Source organism: Paraburkholderia sp. SECH2, assembly GCF_030464795.1.
Lineage (GTDB): Bacteria > Pseudomonadota > Gammaproteobacteria > Burkholderiales > Burkholderiaceae > Paraburkholderia > Paraburkholderia aspalathi.
Genome location: NZ_JALPRH010000001.1, coordinates 351,922 through 375,958, shown reverse-complemented (window position 1 = coordinate 375,958; position 24,037 = coordinate 351,922). Strand labels below are relative to the sequence as shown.

Annotated in this window: 29 protein-coding genes; 17 read left to right on the top strand and 12 right to left on the bottom strand. The window is 58.9% G+C overall.

What is annotated here, in order from left to right:
• Positions 1–145: 145 nt before the first annotated feature.
• On the bottom strand, positions 146–382 hold the full coding sequence (locus M0D66_RS01720; protein ID WP_093641636.1) for a DUF4148 domain-containing protein: 237 nt from the start codon (positions 380–382) through the stop codon (positions 146–148).
• A 255-nt stretch (positions 383–637) separates the two neighbouring features.
• Positions 638–1,561, bottom strand: a complete 924-nt coding sequence (locus tag M0D66_RS01715; RefSeq protein WP_211708055.1) for a LysR family transcriptional regulator — start codon at positions 1,559–1,561, stop codon at positions 638–640.
• A 137-nt stretch (positions 1,562–1,698) separates the two neighbouring features.
• Here M0D66_RS01715 and M0D66_RS01710 point away from each other — a divergent pair, with 137 nt between their 5' ends.
• Positions 1,699–2,982, top strand: coding sequence for an MFS transporter (locus tag M0D66_RS01710; RefSeq protein ID WP_211708056.1), 1,284 nt, complete (start codon positions 1,699–1,701; stop codon positions 2,980–2,982).
• Positions 2,983–3,108: 126 nt separating this feature from the next.
• Positions 3,109–3,867 (top strand): creatininase family protein, encoded by a 759-nt coding sequence (locus M0D66_RS01705; RefSeq protein ID WP_211708057.1) that lies wholly within the window; start codon positions 3,109–3,111, stop codon positions 3,865–3,867.
• Positions 3,868–3,897: 30 nt separating this feature from the next.
• Here M0D66_RS01705 and M0D66_RS01700 read toward each other — a convergent pair whose 3' ends face one another.
• The gene (locus M0D66_RS01700) at positions 3,898–4,479 is read right to left on the bottom strand and encodes a thioredoxin family protein (RefSeq protein ID WP_093641648.1); all 582 of its coding nucleotides are present in this window, start codon (positions 4,477–4,479) and stop codon (positions 3,898–3,900) included.
• 238 nt (positions 4,480–4,717) lie between these two features.
• Here M0D66_RS01700 and M0D66_RS01695 point away from each other — a divergent pair, with 238 nt between their 5' ends.
• From M0D66_RS01695 to M0D66_RS01680, 4 genes are all read left to right on the top strand, one after another.
• A complete protein-coding gene (locus tag M0D66_RS01695) occupies positions 4,718–5,089 on the top strand; it encodes a GFA family protein (RefSeq protein WP_054033507.1) in 372 nt (123 codons plus the stop codon).
• A gap of 126 nt (positions 5,090–5,215) precedes the next feature.
• Positions 5,216–5,956 (top strand): response regulator, encoded by a 741-nt coding sequence (locus M0D66_RS01690; RefSeq protein WP_093641654.1) that lies wholly within the window; start codon positions 5,216–5,218, stop codon positions 5,954–5,956.
• Positions 5,953–7,269, top strand: a complete 1,317-nt coding sequence (locus tag M0D66_RS01685) for a HAMP domain-containing sensor histidine kinase (RefSeq protein ID WP_211708058.1) — start codon at positions 5,953–5,955, stop codon at positions 7,267–7,269. The genes M0D66_RS01690 and M0D66_RS01685 overlap by 4 nt, the downstream gene beginning before the upstream one ends.
• 245 nt (positions 7,270–7,514) lie before the next feature.
• The gene (locus tag M0D66_RS01680) at positions 7,515–8,546 is read left to right on the top strand and encodes an alpha/beta fold hydrolase (RefSeq protein WP_211708059.1); all 1,032 of its coding nucleotides are present in this window, start codon (positions 7,515–7,517) and stop codon (positions 8,544–8,546) included.
• Positions 8,547–8,603: 57 nt separating this feature from the next.
• Here M0D66_RS01680 and M0D66_RS01675 read toward each other — a convergent pair whose 3' ends face one another.
• The gene (locus M0D66_RS01675; protein ID WP_093641666.1) at positions 8,604–8,777 is read right to left on the bottom strand and encodes a general stress protein CsbD; all 174 of its coding nucleotides are present in this window, start codon (positions 8,775–8,777) and stop codon (positions 8,604–8,606) included.
• Positions 8,778–8,956: 179 nt separating this feature from the next.
• Between M0D66_RS01675 and M0D66_RS01670 the strand changes: the two genes are divergently transcribed.
• Together M0D66_RS01670 and M0D66_RS01665 are read left to right on the top strand one after the other, a co-directional pair.
• Complete coding sequence (locus M0D66_RS01670; RefSeq protein WP_266208860.1) at positions 8,957–9,439, top strand: Spy/CpxP family protein refolding chaperone; 483 nt, start codon at positions 8,957–8,959, stop codon at positions 9,437–9,439.
• A gap of 71 nt (positions 9,440–9,510) precedes the next feature.
• The gene (locus M0D66_RS01665; protein WP_211708060.1) at positions 9,511–9,879 is read left to right on the top strand and encodes a hypothetical protein; all 369 of its coding nucleotides are present in this window, start codon (positions 9,511–9,513) and stop codon (positions 9,877–9,879) included.
• 92 nt (positions 9,880–9,971) lie between these two features.
• Here the strand turns inward: M0D66_RS01665 and M0D66_RS01660 are convergent, their stop codons facing one another.
• On the bottom strand, positions 9,972–10,850 hold the full coding sequence (locus M0D66_RS01660) for a S9 family peptidase (protein ID WP_211708061.1): 879 nt from the start codon (positions 10,848–10,850) through the stop codon (positions 9,972–9,974).
• Positions 10,851–10,861: 11 nt separating this feature from the next.
• A complete protein-coding gene (rimJ, locus tag M0D66_RS01655; protein ID WP_093641677.1) occupies positions 10,862–11,464 on the bottom strand; it encodes a ribosomal protein S5-alanine N-acetyltransferase in 603 nt (200 codons plus the stop codon).
• Between the two features lie 433 nt (positions 11,465–11,897).
• Between rimJ and M0D66_RS01650 the strand changes: the two genes are divergently transcribed.
• Entirely contained in the window at positions 11,898–12,281 is a 384-nt protein-coding gene (locus M0D66_RS01650) for a nuclear transport factor 2 family protein (protein WP_093641686.1), read from the top strand.
• Between the two features lie 68 nt (positions 12,282–12,349).
• Here M0D66_RS01650 and M0D66_RS01645 read toward each other — a convergent pair whose 3' ends face one another.
• Positions 12,350–13,324 carry a zinc-binding dehydrogenase gene (locus tag M0D66_RS01645; protein WP_211708704.1) on the bottom strand — a complete coding sequence of 325 codons (975 nt, stop codon included), beginning with the start codon at positions 13,322–13,324 and terminating at the stop codon, positions 12,350–12,352.
• A gap of 92 nt (positions 13,325–13,416) precedes the next feature.
• Between M0D66_RS01645 and M0D66_RS01640 the strand changes: the two genes are divergently transcribed.
• On the top strand, positions 13,417–14,307 hold the full coding sequence (locus M0D66_RS01640; protein WP_211708703.1) for a LysR family transcriptional regulator: 891 nt from the start codon (positions 13,417–13,419) through the stop codon (positions 14,305–14,307).
• A gap of 35 nt (positions 14,308–14,342) precedes the next feature.
• Here the strand turns inward: M0D66_RS01640 and M0D66_RS01635 are convergent, their stop codons facing one another.
• Entirely contained in the window at positions 14,343–14,507 is a 165-nt protein-coding gene (locus tag M0D66_RS01635; RefSeq protein ID WP_200619709.1) for a hypothetical protein, read from the bottom strand.
• 465 nt (positions 14,508–14,972) lie between these two features.
• Between M0D66_RS01635 and M0D66_RS01630 the strand changes: the two genes are divergently transcribed.
• The 7 genes from M0D66_RS01630 (at position 14,973) to M0D66_RS01600 (ending at position 20,908) form a co-directional block, all read left to right on the top strand.
• Complete coding sequence (locus M0D66_RS01630; protein WP_211708702.1) at positions 14,973–16,016, top strand: AraC family transcriptional regulator; 1,044 nt, start codon at positions 14,973–14,975, stop codon at positions 16,014–16,016.
• 211 nt (positions 16,017–16,227) lie between these two features.
• Positions 16,228–17,160 (top strand): hypothetical protein, encoded by a 933-nt coding sequence (locus tag M0D66_RS01625; RefSeq protein ID WP_211708701.1) that lies wholly within the window; start codon positions 16,228–16,230, stop codon positions 17,158–17,160.
• Positions 17,161–17,206: 46 nt separating this feature from the next.
• Positions 17,207–17,779 (top strand): OsmC family protein, encoded by a 573-nt coding sequence (locus M0D66_RS01620; protein ID WP_211700187.1) that lies wholly within the window; start codon positions 17,207–17,209, stop codon positions 17,777–17,779.
• A 182-nt stretch (positions 17,780–17,961) separates the two neighbouring features.
• The gene (locus M0D66_RS01615) at positions 17,962–18,390 is read left to right on the top strand and encodes a YciI family protein (RefSeq protein ID WP_093641710.1); all 429 of its coding nucleotides are present in this window, start codon (positions 17,962–17,964) and stop codon (positions 18,388–18,390) included.
• A gap of 158 nt (positions 18,391–18,548) precedes the next feature.
• Positions 18,549–18,836 (top strand): DUF1330 domain-containing protein, encoded by a 288-nt coding sequence (locus tag M0D66_RS01610; protein WP_093641713.1) that lies wholly within the window; start codon positions 18,549–18,551, stop codon positions 18,834–18,836.
• A gap of 57 nt (positions 18,837–18,893) precedes the next feature.
• The gene (locus M0D66_RS01605) at positions 18,894–20,132 is read left to right on the top strand and encodes an EAL and HDOD domain-containing protein (RefSeq protein ID WP_211708700.1); all 1,239 of its coding nucleotides are present in this window, start codon (positions 18,894–18,896) and stop codon (positions 20,130–20,132) included.
• A gap of 185 nt (positions 20,133–20,317) precedes the next feature.
• Positions 20,318–20,908, top strand: a complete 591-nt coding sequence (locus tag M0D66_RS01600) for a GntR family transcriptional regulator (protein WP_211708706.1) — start codon at positions 20,318–20,320, stop codon at positions 20,906–20,908.
• A 49-nt stretch (positions 20,909–20,957) separates the two neighbouring features.
• Here the strand turns inward: M0D66_RS01600 and M0D66_RS01595 are convergent, their stop codons facing one another.
• The 4 genes from M0D66_RS01595 to M0D66_RS01580 form a co-directional block, all read right to left on the bottom strand.
• Positions 20,958–21,695, bottom strand: a complete 738-nt coding sequence (locus M0D66_RS01595) for an amino acid ABC transporter ATP-binding protein (protein WP_211708699.1) — start codon at positions 21,693–21,695, stop codon at positions 20,958–20,960.
• On the bottom strand, positions 21,673–22,362 hold the full coding sequence (locus tag M0D66_RS01590; protein ID WP_054033465.1) for an amino acid ABC transporter permease: 690 nt from the start codon (positions 22,360–22,362) through the stop codon (positions 21,673–21,675). The genes M0D66_RS01595 and M0D66_RS01590 overlap by 23 nt, the downstream gene beginning before the upstream one ends.
• On the bottom strand, positions 22,362–23,030 hold the full coding sequence (locus M0D66_RS01585) for an amino acid ABC transporter permease (protein ID WP_211708698.1): 669 nt from the start codon (positions 23,028–23,030) through the stop codon (positions 22,362–22,364). The genes M0D66_RS01590 and M0D66_RS01585 overlap by 1 nt, the downstream gene beginning before the upstream one ends.
• 69 nt (positions 23,031–23,099) lie before the next feature.
• Positions 23,100–23,930 (bottom strand): transporter substrate-binding domain-containing protein, encoded by an 831-nt coding sequence (locus M0D66_RS01580; RefSeq protein WP_266208859.1) that lies wholly within the window; start codon positions 23,928–23,930, stop codon positions 23,100–23,102.
• Positions 23,931–24,037 lie beyond the last annotated feature (107 nt).

Sequence of the window (24,037 nt, the reverse complement as noted above, 5' to 3'; positions counted from 1 at the left end):
CAGCGTGGTCCTACGAGCGATTGAACGCGATACGCCCACGCCGAGCGTGCTCAGTGTGGGCGTTGTGGATCGTACGAAGGATCTTGAACCAAGAGGATTGCTTACCGTATTGGAAGCATAGTTCAATCCGACGGCGCTCAGATAATCAGCTGCCGCGATACAAGCTGCTGAGCTGCGCGAGCTGACCATCCTGCTGGGCTTGCACCAGTTCGTGGCGGACCTCTGCGCGGGTCTTCTGCGTTGCGCCAGTTTGGCTCGGGTTCCATTGCTGCACTTGCGGGGCGGCCGATTGAGCACTGGTTGTTGCAGGAGCTTCGGATGCGTGAGCGAAGCCAGCGGTAGCGAATGCAGCGAATGCCAAAGCGATCATTGAGGTTTTCATATCATTCTCCGTGAACCAATCAATTAAAAGGAAGGCGCCGCGATGTCAGCAGCAAGGGCAGCAATTCGATCAGTCATCTGCGATTTGCTTGTGTCTTGCATCCGGCGTTGATGCATTAGAACGTCCCGACGTATCTGACTTGTGTCGAGAAACCGGGGAAATTGCAATGTTCTGTATCACCTGGAGGCCCAGATACATTGCGATACGAATCACGGGTTTTCCGCGAGCAGGGCCAGATGCGAATGCGTCGACGCGCTAGACGTTATCCGGCTCCGCGAACATGGTCATGTGGCGCAGGATCCATTCGAGCATCTCCTGCGGGGCGGCCGCGAGCGGCCTGCCGGATTTGACGAGCAGCCGCGCCTTGATACCGCGGAACAGGGGATGGTCGATCGGCACGACGGTCAATTCGCCCGCCGCAATCTCCCGATACGCGGCGAATTCGCCAACGAGCGTCACGAAGTCTTCTGACGCGACGAAGCGCTTGAGCGCGCTTAGCGAATTCGTAGTGAGCGTCGCACGAATCTCGATGTTCTCGGTGAACGCCAACATCTTTGCCGCGTGGCCGATTCCGAAGGTGGCCGGCATCAACGCAAGCGGGTAGGCGAGCACGTCTTCGATGCTTGCCGGGCCGCCTCTCACGGCCAGCGGATGCTCCGGGCGAACCAGCAGAACGACAGGTTGCGCTGAACTTGCGCGATATTCGATGCGCGAATGCGGCGGCGGATTATAGGCAAGACCGATATGCGCGCGGCTTTCGGCCACTTCATTCAGCACATCGTCGACCGCCAGGATCTCCACGCCGATGTCCAGCTTGGGATAGCGCGCACAAAACGGGGTGAGCACTTCGTCGACCAGCGCATCGACATAGCCCTCACTGATGGCCAGTTGAACATGGCCTTGCTGGAGGCCCTGCAAAGCATGAAGCTGGTCTTCCAGTTTCTCCTGCTGTGACCGGTACCCTCTCCAGAACTCGAGCAGATGCGCCGCCGACTCAGTGGGCTTGACGCCGCGGGCCTGGCGCTCGAACAGCATCACGCCGAGTTCGTCTTCCAGCAGCTTGATCTGCCGCGTAATAACGGAGGGGGACGTGTTGAGGCTATCCGCGGCGCCACGGATCGTGCCGTGCGCCAGCACTTCATGGAAATACCGGAGGCGTTGCTGGTTGATTTCTCGCATGTCGGCTGTCCTTTCATGGCTGTCGTTGCCCTGTGAGCAACGATACGTGAACTTAGTTGCTGTTGCTAGTTCGGCTGGGCGTCGCCACTATTCATCCGGAAGGCGAGCCGAACAGAACGGTGAACAGGGAGACAGGCATGGCAGCAATTCAAACCACCATCGACGGGGACGATGTTTCCGCGCTCTATGACAGGCTGAACTGGCGGCTATTGCCGTTTCTTCTGATCTGTTATCTGTTCGCTTATCTGGATCGAGTCAACGTCGGTTTCGCCAAGCTGCAGATGCAAAGCGATCTTGGTTTTTCCGATGCCGCTTACGGTGTGGGCGCCGGTATCTTCTTTCTGGGCTACGTGCTGTTCGAGCTGCCGAGCAACCTCATGCTGCCGAGAGTCGGCGCACGGAAAACCTTTTGCCGCATCCTGGTGTTGTGGGGCATCACATCGGCTTGCATGCTGTTCGTGCGCAACTTGCATATGTTCTACGGAATGCGCTTTCTGCTCGGCATCTTCGAAGCGGGTTTCGCACCGGGCATGATCTTTTACCTGTCGCGCTGGTACGGTCCCTCGCGTATGGCTCGGGCCATCGCGATCGTTTTTCTCGCCGGGCCAATCGGCGGTATTGTCGGCGGCCCCGTCTCGGCCTGGCTGATGACTACCTTCGCCGGTACAGCGGGTCTCGCCGGCTGGCAGTGGATGTTTCTCGCCGAAGGCTTGCCGTGCATTGTGCTGGGCGTGCTGACGCTGTTTGTTCTGTCAGATCGGCCCGCGCAGGCCAACTGGCTGAGCGATGACGAGAAGCGCCTGCTCGAGGCCGAGCTCGTGGCGACACCGGCTGGAGATCACTCGTTCAAGGCTGTCTTGCGCAACCCTAAGGTCTATCTGCTGGCGTGCGCGTACTTCTGCATCATCGCGTCGATCTATGCCATGAGCTTCTGGCTGCCGACCATCGTGAAGTCGCAAGGCGTCAACGATACGATCCGGCTTGGCTGGTACTCGGCGATTCCGTACGTTGGGGCCGCCTTCGGCATGTATTTCATCGGCCGCAGATCGGACACACGTGGCGAACGGCGCTATCACAGCTCGGTGCCGGCGCTGCTCGCCGCGGTCTTGCTGTCCCTGTCGGTTTTGATGGACGGTAACCTCGTCGCGACGCTCGTCCTGTTGACGCTTACCACGACGATGTTGTGGATGGCGTACACGGTGTTTTGGGCCATCCCCTCTGAATACATCAAGGGCGATGCGGCAGCGGGCGGTATTGCCTTGATCAATACGATCGGTTTGTCCGGTGGATTCTGGGGGCCCGCCATCATCGGTTGGGCGAAGACGGCAACTGGCAACTTGCATCTTGGACTCCTGATAATTGCCGGCCTGGCGCTATGCGGCTCCGCGCTGCTCGTCGCGAACAGATTACCGTCAGAATAGCGATCTGGGCACGCCCGGATCCGGATAGGGACGCTCTTCCATAGACACCCGCAGGCGTCGTCGAGGAGCAGCAGTCAACCCAATGAGCCGCGTTCCTGCGGGACACGGCGAAGCAGAGGACTTCAAATGCTTTTACACCTGTCGACATGGGCCGAAGTGGGGCAATACCTGGAGCGAAGCCGTTCGATCGTCGTTCCTATCGGCTCGAACGAGCAGCATGGCCCCACCGGTCTTCTGGGCACCGACTGGCTGTGCCCGGAAATCATTGCGCATGAAGCCGAGAAGAGCGCGGACATCCTGATTGCGCCGACCTTCAATATCGGCATGGCGCAACATCACCTGGGCTTTCCGGGAACCATCTCGTTGCGGCCATCAACTTTCATTGCGGCCATTGGCGACTGGACGCGCTCGCTTGTGGTTCATGGCTTCGAGAAAATCCTGTTTCTGAACGGTCACGGCGGCAACATCGCGTCGATTGAAGCTGCTTTCTCCGAGATTTATGCCGAAGCGAGTTTCGCGCGGCGCCGCTTGGGGTTCGCACTGAAGCTATGCAACTGGTGGGATCTCGAAGGCGTCGACGAGTTGGCGCGCGAGCAGTTTCCCGAAGGGCATGGCGTGCACGCGACGCCCTCCGAGATTGCCATCACTCAGTGGGCGCTTCCCGAGACGATCAAAACAGCTCGCTACGCCCCGCAGATCGCACCGTCCGGGCCGATTCGCGAGGCACTCGATTTCCGCGCGCGCTATCCCGATGGACGGATGGGCTCGGATCCAGCTCAGGCATCTCAGGAGAAGGGCGGCGCGCTAGTGAAGCTGGCCGCCCAGAGCCTGATTCGCGCGGTGGATGCGTTCAGCCGCGAGATCGTGCCGGGCGGACGTGACTGATTGATCAGCCCAGGCACATTGCGATGCGAATCACGGGTTTTCCGCGAGCAAGGCCTTGATCTTCGCTTCGGTCTGTTCGTAGTCGCCTTCGCCGAAGTGCGTGTAGGCCACGTGCCCTTTTTTGTCGACCAGATAGAACGCGGGCCAATACTGGTTGTCGTAGGCGCGCCATGTTGCGTAGTTATTGTCCTGCGCGACCGGGAACGTAATGCCGAAGCGCTTGATCGCCGATTTGACGTTGTCCGTGCTGCGCTCGAATGGATACTCGGGTGTGTGGACGCCGACCACCGCCAGGCCCTGGTCCTTGTATTTCTGATTCCAGGTCTTGACGTAGGGCAGCACATGAATGCAGTTGATGCAGGTGTAGGTCCAGAAGTCGACCAGCACAACCTTGCCCCGCAACTGTTGCAAGGTCAGGGGATCGCTATTGAGCCATTTATCGATGCCGGTAAATTCCGGCGCGGCAGCGTTGTTGTCGAGCTGGTTTGCAACAGGACCGGCAGCAGCGCTGGCCGTGGGACTTGCAACGAGCGTTGCGATTGCGGCGGCGCCGGCTGCCACGGTGGCGGCGAATAGGGCGACGGTAGCGGTGGTTTTGAGTCGGGAGAGCATGTCAGCGTCCTTTTCAGAGTGGAGAGCAGAGCGGCGATCCGGGCATGGGCCCGTACGCCGCCTCAGGCATTCCAGTGGTTGGCATGGGTGCATTTGAACGCCCGTTCGTATCTGGCTTGTGTCGCCGGAGCGGTGTGGGTGCAATGTTTTGTGTCAGGGGAACGCCCAGATACATTGGGATACAAAGCGTCGCGCGTACCAGGCTATAAAGCAGCCATTCCTACCGTGGAGAAGCCACATGAGTACCGAACTGCTGCAAGGATCCTGTCATTGCGGGACCGTGAAATTTGAAGTCCGTACCGATGTCCAGCCTGCTGGGCGTTGCAATTGCAGCCTGTGCCGGCGCAAGGGCGCGCTGATGACACCGCCGTTTGCCGCGGGTGAACTGAAAATCCTGAAGGGTGAGGAAGCGCTGACGCTTTATCAGTTCAATACGCGCACGGCGAAGCACTATTTCTGCAAGCACTGCGGTATTTATCCATTCCATCAGACGCGTAGAGATCCGCAGCTGTGGCGGGTCAACATCGGTTGCCTGGAGGGTGTCGACCCGTATACGCTGGAGGCGAGCGTAGCCAATGGCGCCAGCCTGTCCGTCGTGGAGGATGCATGAGAAAACTCATGACAATTCTCGCTTTCCTCGCGGGCGGATTGGCGGCGGAACTGGCGCACCCCGTGCACTGTTCGCTGATCAACGTGAACCGGGTGCGCGTCAATCGTCGAAAGGATTGATCCGTTGATGGAAACCACCGACCACGTCCTGATCGTCGACGACGATCGCGGCATCCGCGAATTACTCGCCACGTATCTCGAGAAGAACGGCATGCGTGTTTCACTGGCCGCCAACGGCCGGCAGATGCGCACGGTCCTCGAGCAGGGCGCGCCTGATCTGATCGTGCTCGATCTGATGATGCCTGGCGAAGACGGTCTCGTGCTGTGCCGGGAATTGCGCGCCGGCAAGTTTCGCGCGGTGCCGGTCTTGATGCTGACCGCCCGCAGCGAGGAGACGGATCGCATCGTCGGGTTGGAAATGGGCGCGGACGATTACCTCTCCAAACCGTTTGCGGTGCGTGAACTGCTGGCGCGTATCCGCTCCGTGCTGCGCCGCGCGCGGATGCTGCCGCCCGGCATGCAGGTGACGGAAACTGCACCGATGATCGCTTTCGGCGACTGGCGTCTCGACACCACGGCGCGTCATTTGCTCGACGCTGAAGGCACCATGGTTGCCCTGAGCGGCGCGGAGTATCGCTTGCTGCGCGTGTTCCTCGATCATCCCCAGCGCGTGCTCACACGGGATCAGTTGCTCAATCTGACTCAAGGTCGCCAGGCCGACGCGTTCGACCGCTCGATCGATCTGCTGGTTAGCCGTTTGCGGCAGCGCTTGCAGGACACTGCGCGTGAGCCCCGTTACATCAAGACGCTGCGTAGCGAGGGTTATGTGTTTTCGGCGGCTGTGACGATGATCGAAGGCACGTCATGAAGCTGAATACATTGCTGCGTTGGCCGCGCACGCTGTTCGCGCGGCTTGCCCTGATTCTCTTTGTCAGCCTTGCGCTGGTGCAAACGCTGTCGGTCTGGCTCACCATGACGGAGCGGGACCAGACCATGACGAACGTGATGATGGGTTACATCGAACGCGAGGTCACCAGCTCCGTCGCGTTACTCGATCATTTGCCCGCTAACGAGCGCGCCGAATGGCTGCCGAGGCTGGCGCGGCGGACCTATACCTTCAATCTCGGGCCCGGCGTCGCCGGCGCACCGCCGGATGCGAAGCTCTCAGCGAGAGTGGCTCAATCTATCGCCGACGGCATCGGCAAGCGCTATGCGCTCACGGCCAACGCCGTCCCCGGCGATCCGGACCGCCTGCAGGTCCATCTACAGTTGAGTGACGGCACGCCGTTGACGATCGACTATCGCCCCATGCCGGGCGCGCCGCTGTCGCCGTGGTTGTCGTGGTTGCTGGTGCTGCAACTGGTGGTGTTGGCCGCGTGTTGCTGGCTGGCGGTACGGTTGGCAACGCGCCCGTTGAGCCACCTGGCGCGAGTGGCCGATGCGTTGGGCCCCGATCTGAAGGTGGAGCGCCTGCCCGAAGACGGCCCGGACGAAGTGGCGCGGGCGGCGAAAGCGTTCAACGCCATGCAGGACCGCATCAGGCTGTACATGACCGAGCGTTTGCAGATCCTCGCGGCGATTTCGCACGACCTGCAAACGCCGATTACCCGCATGCGTTTGCGTGTCGATGTGATGGACGAGAGCCCAGAGGGCGCCAAGCTGCAGCAGGACCTGCAGGAAATGGAAACCATGGTCAAGGAAGGCGTCACGTATGCGCGCACCATGCACGGCGCCAGCGAGGCGCCCCTGCGTATCGATCCCGACGCGCTATTCGACAGCCTGGTGCTCGACTACATGGATGCCGGCAAGGACGTTTCGCTGCACGGTCGAATCGACGCTGCACTGGTGACGCGTCCTCAGGCGTTGCGCCGGATCGTGGGCAATCTCGTCGATAACGCGCTGAAGTTCGGTGGTGCTGCCGAGATCAGGGTTGCCTCTCAGGACGGGCGCGTGAGGGTCTCCGTGCTCGATCGTGGGCCGGGCATTCCGGACGAGTCGCTCGAAGCAGTGTTCGAGCCGTTCTATCGGCTGGAAGGATCGCGCAACCGCGGAACCGGCGGTACCGGCTTGGGCCTCGCGATTGCGCGGCAACTCGCTTTGGCGATGGACGCGACATTGTCGTTGCAGAACCGGCCCGATGGCGGCCTTGAAGCCACGCTTGTGTTGAAAGGCGTCGGCTAGATTCCGATCGCTCGCCGATCGCGTTGTATGCCGTACTTTTTCGTCGATGAGCTTTGACTTCTGCCCCCCGTCTCTGTATCTCAACGTATCTGCACCGTCGGTAAATACATAGCGTTTCACTGGCGCTTTTCGCAGACACACGCCAGATACGTCCACGGGCTTTAATGATTCCAGGCCAGATAGTCTGGCTTCGCAGGCTCGACATGTCCTGCGCTTCTGTAGCTAACCTTTGAGGAGAATCCGCGATGCCGGATCAGATCAATACTCGACGTCGTCGTCTGCTTGGGACGACAGTTGCTGGTATCAGCTTGATGGAGTTAGGTTTGAGCGGACTCGCCAAGGCGCAGTCGACCAGTACGAACCCTGCAACGCGTGTCGTTTCGTTCGACAACATTCGCCAGGTCAACGCCGGAACCCTCAACGTGGGTTATGCAGAAGCGGGTCCGCAGAATGGACCGGTGGTGATCCTGCTGCACGGCTGGCCCTACGATATCTACAGCTTCGCCGAAGTCACACCGTTGCTGGCAGCCGCTGGCTACCGCGTCATCGTGCCGTATCTGCGGGGCTATGGGTCGACACGGTTTTTATCCGCGGATACGCTGCGCAACGGTCAGCAAGCGGTGGTTGCCGTCGACATCATCGCGTTGATGGATGCATTGAAGATCGACAAAGCCATCTTTGGCGCTTTCGATTGGGGCGCGCGTACGGCGAATATTATCGCTGCGCTGTGGCCGCAGCGATGCCAGGCGATGGTGTCGGGCAGCGGTTATCTGATCGGCAGTCAGGAAGCCAACCGGGCGCCGCTGCCGCCGAAGGCTGAGCTGGCCTGGTGGTATCAATTCTATTTCGCCACGGAGCGTGGCCGTGCAGGTTACGAAGCGAACCGCCACGACTTCAACAAGCTGATCTGGCGTCTCGCGTCGCCGAAATGGAATTTCGACGATGCGACGTACGACCGCTCGGCTGAGTCCTTCAAGAATCCCGATCACGTCGCGGTGGTGATTCACAACTATCGCTGGCGTCTGGGTCTGGTCAAGGGCGAGCCGCAATACGACGAACTCGAAGCGCGGCTCGCGAAAGGGCCGACCATTTCGGTTCCGACCATCACGATGGAGGGCGACGCCAACGGCGCACCGCATCCCGAGCCGGCAGCCTACGCGAAGAAATTCACCGGCAAGTATCAGCACCGGACGATCGACGGCGGCATCGGACATAACCTGCCGCAGGAAGCGCCGAAGGCATTTGCCGATGCCATCGTTGACGTCGCCAGGCTTTAAGCGGGGTTGAGGAGCGGGGCGCTAACGTACTGCAACATGCGGCGCATCGGTCGACTATTAGCGTTTCCTGAAGCGCGCCTTGGCATCGCCATACGATGCCTGCGTCTTGCCGACGACCTGCTCGACGCGCCCCCTCCACGCGACCCTCCGGTTTCCGATAGTCTTGCCGAGGCCGGTACGCAGCTTGCCTGTGATCTCTCTTATCCATCCCTGCATCTGGTCTTTGTTCATCACCTCGCTCCTTGAGCGCTGCTTCCATCGCGACAGCATGACCTCAATGGAGGAAGGAGTCGGTACGGCACCGGACAGACGCCCGTCGGGAGTCAGCGCACAAATGATCTGTTCGATCGAATTCGCCGCACTGACGATAATCCCTTCGCGAGTCCATCGAACTCCTTTGGAGACCGATCATGAGACTCGTTGCCACCCCATTCCAACGGCGACCCGCGCCGGCGTTCGCGATAGCGGTTTTTCTCGCGATAACGGCATTCGCCAATCCGGCGAGCGCTGCCACTCCCACCCAGACTCAACCACGTGCAAGCGTGATGACCGTTGCGGCCCACAGCCAGATCGATACGCGTATCAGTGGACTCCACACGAGGCTTCAGATCACCGCGGCGCAGGAAGAACTTTGGCAAAAAGTCGCACAGGTCATGCGTGACAATGCGGGAACGATGGACTCGCTCAGACAGGCACGAACCAGTCAGGCCAACAGCATGAGCGCTGTCGACGATCTCAAGTCCTATGGCCAGATTGCCGATGCCCATGCGGACGGCATCAGAAAGCTCACTCCGGCGTTTCAGGCACTCTACGACAGCATGTCGGACGTTCAGAAGAAGAACGCTGATCTGATTTTCCAGACTGACCACCACCACGCCGCAAAGAAAGGGTGATCTCAAGACACCCGCAACGGGAAGCGGACTGGTACCTCAGTAAGGTCCCGGATCGCAGACAGGAGTACATCATGAAGATCCAAAGAGTGAGAGCCGCTTGCAGGGGCTCGGTGAAGACCGGAATCACGATTGCAGTTGGTCTGGCGTTGGCCATTGGCGGCATGTCCATGGCGCCCGCTTTTGGCGAAGGCTACGGCAACGGAAACGGAAACGGTAATCACGAGGGCCAGGAGCAGCATGGCGCGAATAACAACTATCAGCATAACCAAGGGCATCAGTCGGACCATGGCAACCGGCACGCCTATCAACATCCCGGCAATGACCACCGTCGCGGCGACTATTACGACAACCAGGACTATGTGTATGCGCCGCCACCCGTGGTCTATGCTCCGGAGTCGGCACCTGGCATAAGCTTGTTTATACCGCTGCAGTTCCGATAGAACGCAGGACCCGCGCCTGGTGATTGCCGTTGCCTGAGCGCTCAATCGGGCCGGGTTCTGCCTGCCGCGTGCAGCCGCATCGAGACAAGCTGCTAGCGCGGCACGGTTCCCGGTTCTTCCAGCCATCGTGAGACCGCCGACAGCACCTGTGTCTCGATGCCAAGAAAGCCATGTGGCGATTTCGCCCCGCATTCACTCGCGCCGTTCCCGCCGCGCTCGCTGCTTGACACCGCCAGGAACTGGAACCGGTTGTCCTTCGCGAGCGTGTGGGCCGCGCTAAACGGTGAAACTCGACATCCGTCATTTTCGTTCGACACTACCAGCACTGGAGTCGTGCTGACGTCCCAGTGCATGCCCGAAAGCCCGGCCTCGCCACGCATACCGATCGTGACGGGCGAAGTCAGTACATACGCGTCGGCCAGCCGTGGTTCCCGTTGGAGCACATTGCCAACCGAAATCGTGCCCCGGCTGGTACCCACGAGGGCGATTTTTGCGGCTGGAAAGCGTTGCCTCAGCGCCGCGACGATGACGTGCAAGTCTTGAGCGTGAGTTTCGCTCAAACGGAATGCGTCATTCATGCCGGATGATTGATCCGATGGCGCATCGACGATAGCGATCGCATCGCCCGCAGAAGTCCAGTAGCCGGCGGTCCGGAGGAGGAAATTTGCCCTCATTGTCGTTGGGCCAGTTTCGCCGAGGGCGATTGCACCGTCATCTCCGGCAAACAATACGATGACCCACGGCGGCGCGCTTGCTGGCTGTTCGATGAAGATGGCCTGGGTTTGTTGTCCTCGTACTGGGACTTGCAGGAGTTCACCGGAATACGCTGGAATTGCGGTTAGGAGTGTGCAGGCGAATGCGCAAATTGGGGCCGCGAATCTACGCAACAGTTTCCAAAGCCTGTTAGTGGAGCAGGTTAAGGGCGTTGCTCGCGTTGATTTCTGATCGCGCATTCTGAATGAAGACCGCATTGTTGTTCCATTCACAGCATACGTGAGTTGGATGCGGGATCGGCAAGATCGTCTGGATTGAGCAACGATGTAAGTACGTGATCGGCCCAGGAACCGTTGATCTTCAAGTACGACCGAGCCAGGCCTTCCTTCTCGAAACCAAGGCTAGCCAGTAGGTGAGCGCTGCGGGTGTTCTCCGGGCGATAGTTGGCCATGATGCGATGCAAGCCGATATCTCTGAACACATGCCGGATGGCCACCTTTAGACTCTCTCGCATTAGCCCTTTTCCTTCGACCACTTTCGCAAGAGAGAATCCAAGGTGACATGCTTGGAATGGTCCCCTAACGATATTGGTGAAGTTGCACTCTCCGATTAACTGACCGCCTTCGCGTTCAAACAGCGCGAGATGAAGAGCGTTTCCTGTTGCGGTTTGATGAGCCATTGCGCGTAGCCTTTCAGCGATGCCATCCAGGTTAAAGAAACTTTCCTGTCGCGCAGGCTCCCAAGGCTGAAGATGCTTTCGATTGGCTGCGTAGTACGTCTGCAGCGCGTTCGCGTCGTTCTCGCTGACGGCTCGCAGTATCACGCGTTCGGTGGTTAGTCCTTCGTCTGGATGATTTGCTGCATTTTCCATTAGGCCATCGCCCTTGATATGCAATATTGCGCTTGATTGTACCGAGGCAAAAAACTTCTCTCTGGATCTCCGACTTCGACGAGTCGCGGGCCACACGCGCAAAGAGATTAACCCCGCGCTAGGTTGAACCTTTCAGAAACCCTCCGCCGCCGCCCAGTAATTTACTTGCTACACTCGATCAAGGAGCAAACCTGATTGGTGCTCGGTTTGCCCCTGATGGCGGCTGCCGAGTAGCGACTCGAGTGCGGTGACATTTTCTGTTCATACACCTGGCACCACAATTGCAAGCCTGAGCGCCGACCCGTCGTCGTAGGGCATGAAATAGCGCGGAGGTGTCGCTGTGATTGAGTCTTCCGATTTCCGGAGCAAAAAGTTGGTGCTCAATCATGGAGGCGGTCAATAGATCGACGTGAACGGTATCCGGAGGCAAGCCATGCATGAAGAACAGTTACGTGACGCACTGAATGCCCACTGGCGCGCGTCGGCCGCCGGCGATCTCAACGCAGAACACGATATTTACGATGACGACGCCATCTGTGAGTATCCCCAGTCAGGTGAACGAATCCTCGGGCGAGCTAATTTGCAGGCGCTGCGAGGGCATCATCCAGGCAAACCATCAGGCTTCGAGGTCAGGCGAATTCAGGGAGAAGGTAATCTCTGGGTCACGGAATACTCCATCAACTATCAGGGGCGAGCGGCTTACACGGTAAGCATTATGGAGTTCCGCAACGGCAAGGTTGTTCACGAGACCCAGTATTTTTCGGATCCTTTCAAGGCGCCGGGTTGGAGGAGTCAATGGGTTCAGCAGGGCGAGTGAGGCGACGCGTTGCGGCGGGATAAGTCGAATAATGCCCGTCGCCGACGTTCGCCGTTCCTACTGCCAACCTAAACTACGACGACAAACTTCCCCACGGCCTCATTACGCTCCATCAATTCATGAGCAACCGGTACTTCGGACAGGCCGAAGATACGCGCGGGTCGACATTGATAAAAACCGCCTGCGGCCAGCTCTACAATTTTCTGCATTGGTACATCCGACAGCAGGAAATCCGGAGTCCCAAACACGAAACTCCCGAAGAAACTCAGATGAACACCGCTTGCCATCTGGCCGAGCGGATCGAACTCGGCGAGCGGCGTGAGCCCACCCAGAAATCCGGCCAGGCACACACGGCCGCCACGACGTGCCGCGCGCAGCGAGTCGAGGACGGTGCTGTTTCCGATCAGATCAAGCACTGCATCGGCCTTATCGCCCGGCCATCCCGGCGCTGCACATAACTCACCAGCGCTCGTCACCACATGTGCGGCTCCCCGCGCGCGCAACATGACTTCGCAATCCGGCCGACGTGTGGTCGCAATCACCTCCGCACCGAGTTGGACGGCGATATCGATCGCAGCCAGCCCAAGGCTCGACGTCCCCCCTCGCACGACGAGTCGCTGCCCGGACTTTACTTCGAGGTTTCTGTGAAGACACGTCCAGGCGACTGCGTAAGCTTCCGGCAGCGTGGCGAGTTCTGCCCAGTCGAGGGTCGTTTCAACGGCCACAACATTGGTGGCGGGTACAACGACGTATTCTGCATAGCTGCCGTCGATCGTTCGCCCCATTCCGCCCATCAGCGCAACGACCGTCTGGCCCTCATGCAGTATCCCGGCTGCATCCGATACCACAGACCCAACACATTCGATGCCGCTTACTTCCGCCGCCTCTCCCCATAATCCTCGCCGCATATAGAGTTCGGCGCGGTTCAGACCAAACGCCCGAACGCGAATCAGGACACAGCCGGGTTTGAGGACGGGACGTGGCCTCTCAACGATTTGAAGCACATCAGGACCACCAAACCTGTTTCTCACGATTGCTTTCATGTCGATCTCCTCATTGGGAGACTGAATGGTAGGATCGATCTTCGTCGAGAGAAATTACTCTCTTTCGACAAAGACTGAAGGCCATCTCTACAATGAACGAGCCCACACTTTTACAGTTGCAGTGCTTTGAAGCACTGGTTGCCGAAGGTAGCTTTGCCGCGGCCGCTGCACGGTTAAACCGAACGCATCCAACGGTCCATGCAGCGGTGAGGGCGCTTGAAGCTCAAGTGGGAATGGCTCTGCTGGACCGGGCCGGATACCGTGTCACGCTGACTGCAGAAGGCACGGCGTATCACGAGCGCGTGATGCAGTTTCTTCGTCAATATGAAAATTTGCAGCGCGAAGCGGCTCAGCTTGCTGCTGGCCAGGAGGCAGAGTTGCGCGTCGTAGTCGGCGACCTGTGTCCATTGCCCGAAACCCTCCGCACGCTCAAACGGTTCTTCGAGACGAGCAGCGGCACGCGTCTTACGCTTCTGTTCGAGGCGATTAGCGGCCCTTGGGAACGGCTGCGGAGCGGCGAGTGTGACCTGATATTTCATCACCTCGACAAACCGTCGCCGGCGATCGAATCGGTTGAGTTGTTCGAGGTCAGGCTGGTTCCGGTCGCGGCCCCTGGGTATATCAAGCCACTGTCAGTCGAATCGCTCACGCCAACCGATTTGAGGCACTATGTTCAGTGCATCATCCGCGATACGAGCAAGCAGTCGTCGGACGCCAACTACTATCTGATCGACGGTGCGCCAACCTGCACCGTGCCCGACCAGTTGATGAAGCGCGAGTTGATCGTGCAGGGGCTTGCGTGGGGGCACATGCCTTATCACTTGGTTGCGGGCGACCTCGAGAAAAAGCGGCTCGTGTCACTGGAGGGGCGGCACTTGCAAGGCGCGACGCTCAAACACTACGCGGCGCGGCTTCGCGATGCCGCGCACGGTCCCATTGCGCAGCGTCTTTGGGGGCAGTTGTTGGAGCAGGGTGCACGTTGAATAGCGATCGCCGACCCACCCACCAACCTACACCACTACCCCTTATTGAACAGGCTCACAACACGAGACATAGATTTCGCTGCCAGAACGAGCAGCGCGCCAGAGACGCTGTAGTCGACGTTGAACATCAGGTCGATTAAATAGAACATGGCTAACGCGATGAGCGGGTGGTACATCGCGCGGTTTATCAGGCGTTTCATCGGCGTCTCACGCGGTTTCGTTTGCCCGAACCGGTAAGTCACTGTGCGTGAACCGATCTGCGCAAGTTTCGTGGCGTGCCAGGCTTCCGGAATCCGTGGAAGGTTTGGCTGCGAAGTACGGATGACACTGATCTGTCACGTCCCGTCCTGCGATCAACTTTGCCGCTCGCAACCTGTTGCCGTCCTGCCCGTGCGTCGATGTTTTTTGCTCCATCGTCCAAGTCTTGCCGATGGTTCTCCTGACCATTGCAGAACGTCCAGATGGATTGTCCGTCCCTCCTGCGAAAAGGCGAGTTTGTTGCACGCGTTTAAGTTACGCAGCGATGCATCGAGCGCACCGAAAATCGGTAAGCCATTTGTCATCTTCCGCGGCGGCGGGTATAACATGAACCCCTCGGTCAATTTGAAGAATGACCGGCCTCCCCGGTTTCTTACCCGGGAAATCGCATATCACGCGAGCTCTTCATGGATGCAGTTTCTGACGTCCTGCGCGCTGTGCGCCTAAGCGGCGCGGTGTATCTGACTGGGACCTTCACGGCACCGTGGTGCGTGATAGGCCGCACGGATGCTGCGCTCTGCGCGGCCTATCTGCCGCAATCCGAGCGTGTCGTCTCATATCATCTGATCATAGAAGGCAACTGCTGGGCTCAACTGGCAGACGACCCCGCTTCCGCTATTCATCTCAATGCCGGCGAACTGCTGGTGGTGCCGCAAGGCGAAACGCATTTGATAGGTAGTGCTGTGGATCTTGCGCCCACGCCAACCGAAGTGCTATTGGCCGGCCAGATGGCGGTAGAACCAGGTGAGGTGATGACGGTGTCTTACGGAGGCGGAGGACCTACGACTCGCATCGTCTGCGGTTTTCTGGCCTGCGACGATACCCTGAGCAATCCACTGCTTTCATCGCTGCCGCGACTCTTCAAGGTTGATATGCGGCATGATCCGCGAGCAGCATGGCTTGAGTCCTCTCTCAAGTTTGCAGCCAGCGAAGCTGCGAGTTCGCGGGCGGGCGGTACGATTGTCCTCGCCAGACTGTCCGAACTACTGTTTGTCGAGGCGGTGCGTAGCTGTATTGAAGCGCTTCCTGCCCATGAGACCGGGTGGCTGGCCGGCGTGCGCGATCGTTACGTGGGACGTGCGCTTTCGTTGCTCCACGCTCAAGCAGTCCACCCCTGGACTGTCGACGAGCTTGCGCGCAAGGTAGGGCTATCGCGCTCCGCGTTGGCGCAACGCTTCACCGATCTCCTTGGACAACCGCCCATGCAGTACCTGGCGCGATGGCGGATGCAGATCGCGGCACAGGAACTTCTCGTCGGCAGAAAGTCCCTCGCCGCTGTAGCGGAGCAGATTGGTTATGAGTCTGAGGCGGCATTCAGTCGGGCCTTCAGGCGGGAATTTGGAATGCCGCCGGCAGGCTGGCGCAAGAGCAAAGGAAAGATGAACGGCGCTGCCGAATCTGCGCAGGCCGCGCCCGCTGCCACTGGCATCACGCCACCACTAGATCAGTGACGTCGACTGCCATACCCGAAGCAACATTCACTCGCACGCGTCAAAGCTGACCCGGCGTTTCGGCCATATCTCCCGGTGGCCCGGCCATAGAACCTCGCGTCTCCCAATCGTACATTCGAGCGTACCGGATGCCAGATCAACCATCTGGTTCTGACCGGTAGATGAGCATTCACAGCTCGACCGCATGTCGGTTCATATTGGGAGAAATGCTATGAACGCAGTATCGCGACTCTCCAACCGCGATCGTTACGCCCGTTGCATTCGCGCTTCAAAGATGGTCAGTTGGGATATCGAACGTGACGTGATTGGAGGCCGCACCTTTGACACGTCGCAGAAATATCTTCCCGATGGGCTCTCACTGGCTCCGAATTTCTTCACGCTCTCCGAGCACGAAAAGCGTTTCGTCAGCCAGATTCAAGGACGCACGTATGCCAACGTGTTCGGGCTGGTAGAGCGCTTCATCAACGCCAAGGTGCTGGAAGTCAGCCGTGATCATTGGCTCGGCGACCAGATTGCGCTTGAGGCGCTGGTCCGATTCAGCGAAGAAGAGCTCAAGCATCAGGCGTTATTTCGTCGCATCGACGAGATGATCAGTGAGACCCTTCCCGCGGGCTATCGCTTCGACGTCGACCCGAATGTCGTTGCCTCTGCAGTTCTCGGGAAAAGCACGTGGGCCGTATTGGCGCTGACGCTGCATATCGAACTGTTCAGCCAACTCCACTACCGCCAGAGTATCGCGCCAGACGATCAGCTATCGGAGCTATTCAAGAGCGTGTTCCTCTACCACTGGAAGGAAGAGAGCCAGCACGCCATCCTGGACGAGCTCGAATGGGTCCGTCACGACGCCACCATGACGGATAGTGATCGCAACAAGGCTGTTGACGAATTCATCGAATTGGTCGCCGCAATCGACGGCATTCTGCAGGCACAGGCAGCATCCGACGCGCGTTATTTCAAGGCGAACTGCGGCCGCGCAGTCGACGAGACGGAAGCCCAGTCGATCGAAGCGAATTTCCTCGAGGCTTACCGGTGGCAATACATCCACTCGGGTGTGCGTCATCCCCATTTCGGCGAAGTGCTTTATAGCCTCATTTCCGAAGACCAGCGCAAGCGCATCCATGCTGCGCTCGCCACACTGCAATGAGATTTACCGAAGCTGGACAATCCACGTATGTTGAAGGAGATGGAACATGAATGCGAACGCACAGGTCAACGAACCCAACATTGTTAACGGTCTTAACGTCGACGACCTTTTCGCCCTGATTGAGGGCGTCAAGGGCGATGCTTCGAAAGCCACCACCAACTGGCGCGTAGCGACGAGCTGGCAGGGCCAGACTCGAACTCGCGCCGAGGTAGAGGGGTTCTCGATCGGCGGCCAGAATGTGTCGCGCCGGTTCACGATCGATATCGATGAACCCTGCGAACTCGGTGGCTCGAATCAGTTTGCCAATCCTCAGGAGCATCTGATCGCCGCGCTAAATGCTTGTATAGCGGTGGGTTACGTGGCGCAATGCGCCGTCCGCGGGATTACGCTCGAGTCCCTGCAGATTGAGACCGAGGGTGAAATCGACCTCAGGGGTTTTCTTGGGATCGACCCGAAAGTGGCAAACGGCTATGAGAGCCTGCGTTACACCGTTCGTATCAAGGGCAGCGGGACCAGCCAGCAATTCGCTGAAGTCCATGATGCGGTAATGGCAACTTCCCCCAACGTCTACAATCTGGCGAACGCTGTCGTTCTGAAATCGACCCTCGTGGTCGGTTGAACTTCGCAATGCGGGCGCGGCGACTCGAATCGTTTTCGTCGCGTCCAATTAGCGCCTCGCCGCGCTCTGAAAAAACCGCAAAGCCGTGTCTTGCGCTTGTCGATTTCTCCCGCGATCATTCGTCGTATTCACAGGAGGCGCTTTTGCCTCCGAACACTATCGTCTTCAAAGGAGAAACCCAAATGCGTGTAATGGTCATGGTTAAGGCAACGCCCGAATCCGAAGCCGGGCAGATGCCAAGCATGGAGCTCATCGCGGCGATGGGCAAATATAACGAGGAACTGGTGAAGGCTGGGATCATGCAAGGCGGCGACGGGCTGAAGCCGAGTTCGGCAGGCGTACGTGTGAGGTTTTCAGGGAAGGATCGAACCGTCGTTGACGGCCCGTTTGCAGAGACCAAGGAATTGATCGCCGGATACTGGCTCTGGCAAGTTCAATCGATGGACGAAGCGATTGAATGGGTCAAGCGCTGCCCGAATCCGATGGTGAGTGATTCGGAGATCGAGATTCGGCCTTTCTTTGAGCCTGCGGATTTTGGTGAGGCCTTTACTCCTGAGCTTCAGGAGCAGGAAAAGCGTCTACGGCAGCAGATCGATGGGCAGACGCGCTGACAATTTTTATCGCATCAGTCTGCGGGGCGTGCGCAGGCAGCCCCGCCCGCCTGTATGAGGTTTGAGTCAGGCGTCCTGGCGCCGTACAGGTGATGAGGTCCAACGCGGTTTCATGGCATTATCGTGTGCACCTTCACACCACCGCGGGAACGCACACCATGGCGACTTACATTGTTTTCACAAAGGAAAGCACGCAGGATCAGGGGGAGCTCGACATCTACCAAAGCACGGTTGGCGCGACCTTTAAAGGTCATCCCGTCAAAATTCTCGCTGCTTACGGACCTCAGCAGGTCCTCGAGGGCGACGCGCCAGAGGGCGTCGTGATCGTGGAGTTTCCGACGACGGCGGCCGCGCGCGCGTGGTACGACAGCCCGGCATATCAGGAGGTCGCGCAGCACCGGTTCAAGGGTGCGCGCTATCGCGCCGTTCTCGTCGAAGGCGTGTGACGAAAGGCGATGCATAACCATTTTGCATATTGTTAAGCCTTTAAGCCAGGGGTAGTCGTGAACAGCGTTTCAATTGAGGCCGTCGCGCCGAGCGATGCGGACGTGTTTGTGGCACGTCAACCAGTCATGGATCGGGCTGGTCGCGTTGTCGCATACGAGCTTCTTTTCAGAGACGGTCCCACCGGAGGAGCGCGGATCGGCGACGAACTGCGCTGCACCACGGCGGTGATTGAACGCGCAGTGGGCTCGATCGGTCTCGAACGGCTTGCGGGGAGCAAAGCGTGCTTCCTGAACTGCCCACGTGATTTTTTGTTTTCGGACTACCCGTATGTGCTGCCGGCGTCACGTTTCGTTCTGGAGATTCTGGAGTCTGTCGAGCTGACAGCGGATCTCTCGCGACGGTGCAGCGAGTTGCGAGGCGCGGGCTTCCAGATAGCACTGGACGACGTCAGGAGCATGACTGACGAGGTCCGATGGTTTCTTCCTTCCGTCGACATCGTCAAGATCGACTGGCCGTTTGTTGAACGTGAGGAGTTACCGGAACTGGTCAGCCAGTTCAAACGGGCGGGAAAGGTCGTACTCGCCGAGAAAATCGAAACTGCGGAGGACGCGGAGCACGCCCGGCAACTGGGTTGCGATCTGCTGCAGGGCTACTATTTCGCCAAACCGCAAATTTTGTCAGGCAAGCGCGCGATGCCGCCAGTCAAGGCGATTCTTCACGTGTTCGACCTGGTCGGAAGCGATGCGCCGTTGGGCAGTATTGCGCGAGCGCTAAAAGAAACGCCAATGCTGGTTGCCCAACTCTTACGGCTTGCAAACAGCAGCGAGCAGCCTAACGGCAAATCCGAGCGCATTTCGTCGCTCAAACAGGCGCTCTCGATCGCCGGAAGCCGCAGACTTTTGCATTGGTGCGGACTTCTGCTTTACGTCGGCCGCGACGGACTTCCCATCGAGGATGATCCGCTTGTACTGCTTGCACAGCGACGCGCACATTTCATGGAAGAAGCGATCGACGCGATGCCGGACGGCTCGCGCTCGCTGGCGTCTGCAGGCTATCTGACGGGCATGCTGTCGCTTCTGCATGTCGCGTACCACATGGAACTACGCAGCTTCGTCGACGAGCTACCCGTTTCCGATTCCATCCGGCTGGCGATCCTTAACGGCGGTGGCGTACTCGGCGAATTGCTGTCGGTCGCCACGCTGCTTGAACGGGGCGATGTGGATGCGGCGACGGGGAGACTGCAACAGCTGGAATTTTCCCCCGCAGGGGTTCGGAAGATCGTTGAGTGTTACTGACGCGATTTGTAGTATCGCGGCTGGCATGACGGCCAGTCTCAGTCGTTCGACGGCGTATCAATGTGGACATTCGATCGCATACAATACGTATACCGTGCATCCGAATTGAGCGAGACGACGTGACAGCATCTTCCCTGACAACCCCGGAAAAACTGGGGGAACTGGCCTATCAGACTTTGCGGCGAATGATCCTCGACAAGGCATTACGCAGCGGCGGCGCCGTCGTTGAAGGGCGGCTGGCCGAGGAACTCAACATTTCCCGCACGCCCATGCGCGAAGCGTTGCTGCGGCTTGAGGGCGAGGGGCTGTTGACGCGCGCCGGGGCCCGCTCTTATTCGGTGCGCTTCGTCAGCGCGCAGGAATATTTGCAGGCGATGAAGGTGCGCGAGCTTCTCGAAGCGGAGGCCGTCGGCCTTGCCATCGGCAAGATCGACAAGAAGCAGATCCAGCAACTAGTAAAGAAAATCAAGGCTCTGCGCAGTGGTCAGCAGGAGCAGGAACACTGGCAGATCGACGACCAGGTTCATACGATGATGGCGCATGCGAGCGGCAACGACGTGCTCGCGCGGACGATCGAAGTGGTGCGCACGAACAGCCGGTTGTTTGAACTCACGACACCTTTCAATCGAATCGAGGAGGATCGCGCCGAACACCTTGCGATCCTCGAAGCGTATGCTGCCGACGACGCGGAAGCTGCACGCGCTGCCGTTCGCACGCACTTACAGAATCTGCGCAGTTTCGTGCTTAACCGTCTGAGTGGAGGCAGCGGTCCCTGAGCCGGATTGACCCGCTAGCGACTAGCGGCTAGCGGCCCCAGCGACTCCATCAGTGGCGCAGGATCTTGCCGACGAATTCACGCGTGCGCGCTTCCTGCGGGGCATCGAAAATCTGCTGCGGCGAGCCTGTTTCGATCACATGGCCACCGGCCATGAACACGACTTTCGACGACACCTCGCGCACGAAGCTCATCTCGTGCGACACGATGAACATGGTGATGCCCTCCAGCGCCAGAGCGCGAATCGTATCGAGCACCTCGGTGACGAGTTCGGGGTCGAGCGCGGCGGTGACTTCATCAAGAAAGAGCACGTTTGGCTTTAACGCCAGCGCGCGAGCGATCGCCACACGTTGCTGCTGACCGCCCGACAACTCGTCCGGATACGCTTTCAGCCTGTGTTCGAGGCCCACGCGCGTGAGCAACCGGATGGCATCGTCTTCCACCTGCTTGCGCGGCCACCCCTTGATCCGGGTAGGCGTGATCATCACGTTGTCCAGCACAGTCATGTTCTGGAACAGGTTGTATTGCTGGAAAACGATCGCGATTTCCGAGCGCAACGACCGCACGGCCGCCTTGTCCGCATAGTTCACGAGATCACCGTTAAGCCGGACGCTGCCGTGCTCCGGGGGCAACAGCCCCAGCAGAACGCGTAGCAACGTGCTCTTGCCCGATCCGGACGGCCCGATCAGGCTGACGATTTCACCTTTCTCGACCGACAGGTTGATGCGTTCGAGGACCGTGTGCGGCCCATACGACGCCTTCAGATCAACGATTTCGAGTTGCGGCAAGTTTCTTCTCCAGGCGCTTACCCAAGCGCGACAACGGGTACGACATTACAAAATAAAGCACCAACACCGTTCCATACACGAGCCACGAGGAAAACCCCTTGTTGGTGAGCACCTTGCCGGCGGACGTCAGTTCCATCACGCCGATCTGCGAGGCGAGCGCCGTGTCCTTGATGAACATGACGAAGAACCCGAACGTGGGCGGCACGATCACGCGCCACGCTTGCGGCACGATGACGAAGCGCAGCGATTCGAAGTACGAGAAATTCAGCGTTTGCGCGGCTTCCCACTGATTTTTATGGACCGATTCGAGTCCGCTTCGAATGATCTCGCCAAGGTACGCGGACGCGATCAGGCAGACGCTCAGCGACGCGACGGCGAACGTCGAGAGATTCGCTTTCGACGTTTGGCTCGCGAAGAACACGAGCATCAGCGTGACCAGAAACGGGATGCGGCGAAACAGGAAGCAATAGACAAAGGCGAGGGCGCGCAAAGGCGCCATCGTGCGGGAATGCGTGACGCGGACAATCGCTATGACAAAGCCCGCGAGAAAGCCCGTAAAGCAGCCGGCAGCCGATAGCACGAAGGTTGCGGCGAACCCTTCCACTAGCAACAGCAGGTTGTAGAAAGAAAACAGTTGTGCGATTTCGGCGTGTGAGGAAGCGAACATCAGAACACCTTGATTTTGGCGCGGCAGACATGACGCCCGATCATCGCCAGCGCGAACGTAGCGATCAATGTGACGGCGACATACAGAACGGCGGCCACGCTGAACGCTTCGACCGAAAGGTAGGTTTGTGAACTGAGGTTGTACGTGCGCCCCGTCAGTTCCTCGACGCCGAAGATCGACGCCATCGACGTGCCGAGCGTCATGACGATGAACTGATTCGACAGCGGCGGGAACATCACCTTCAGTACGTGTGGAAAGATCACATGCCGCACGATCTGCGGCGTGGAGAAGCCGAGTACTTCGGCAGCCTCGATTTCCATCAGCCGGACCGAATTGAACCCTGCGCGCTGGATCTCGCACAGATACGCGCCCGCATTGAACGTCGCCCCGATCAGCACCGCTGTAAACGGCGACAGGGTCACGCCGATCTCAGGCAGTGCGAAGAACAGGAAAAAGATCTGCACGAGTTGCGGCGTATTGGTCGCGAACACCACATAAGCCATCACCGCTTTGCGCAGAAGCGCCGGCCCGTAGCGCAACACCGAAGCACAGATGAGGCCGATGATCATGCCGAACCCAAACGCGAGCACGGCGATCTGCAGGCTGAGCCATGCGCCGGCAAGCAGATAAGGCCACTGCTGGAGGATGGGTTCGAAATGTAGGGTCATCGAATAGTGGCTCCCGCCGGATGCGAAGTGCTCGTCCGTTACGGCGACGAGCGCTGTCGCCAGTTTCCCTTACTGCGCGGCTGCAACAGGTGTAGGTGAGGCGGTCGGATCGTGCAGCATGGCGCTGCCGAACCACTTCTTCCAGCTTGCGGCGACAAAGCCGTTCTTCTGCAACGCGCCGATTTCCTTGTTCAGACGCTGCGTCAGTGCCACATTACCCTTTTGCACGCCGATGCAGTCGTAGTCCACTTCGATCGGCGCATCCACCACACGCCATTTCGTCGGATAGTTCTTTGTGTAGCTCAGCATGAAGTCGAGCACGTCGATCAATGCGTCGGCGCGGCCCTGAGCGATCGCGCGAACCGCATCCGGATAGTTGTCGAGAATCAGAAGCTGCGCCTTGGGCAGTTTGTCATGAATCAGCTGGATAGGCGTCGTGCCGCGTACCTGAACGAGGCGTACCGCCGGATCGTTCAGCTGGGTCCAGTCTGAATAGGACGTTGCCTGTGTCGTCAGGACACCTAGCACTTCGGTGTTGACCGGGTCGGTGAAGTCGATCACCTTCAGGCGGTCCGCGTTGCGCGTCATGCCGCCCATCACCGCGTCGATCTTGTCGGTCATCAGAAACGGCACGCGATCGTTCGAGCCCACCGGAACGATTTCCAGCTTCACGCCGAGCGAGTCGGCAATCTTCTTAGCAATACTGACATCGAAGCCGTCGATGTTGTTTTTCGCATCGTAAATGCCGAGGGGTGGCAGGTTCGGGTTGATGCCGAACACGATCTTCTTCGACGCGATGATTTCGTCGAGCGTGCGGGCGCTGACGTCCAACGAGCCGAGCAACGCGCAGGCGGCAACACCCGCGGCGAGCATGCGGGTGAGGAGGGTAAAGGATTTCATGCTGCAACTCCGTAATAGGTTCGGGGGCGAATGCTGACCTTTCTGGCGCGTGGTTCGGGCGTCTCCAGGACCGCCTTTATTTTGGCCATTTTGCGTATACGAAACGT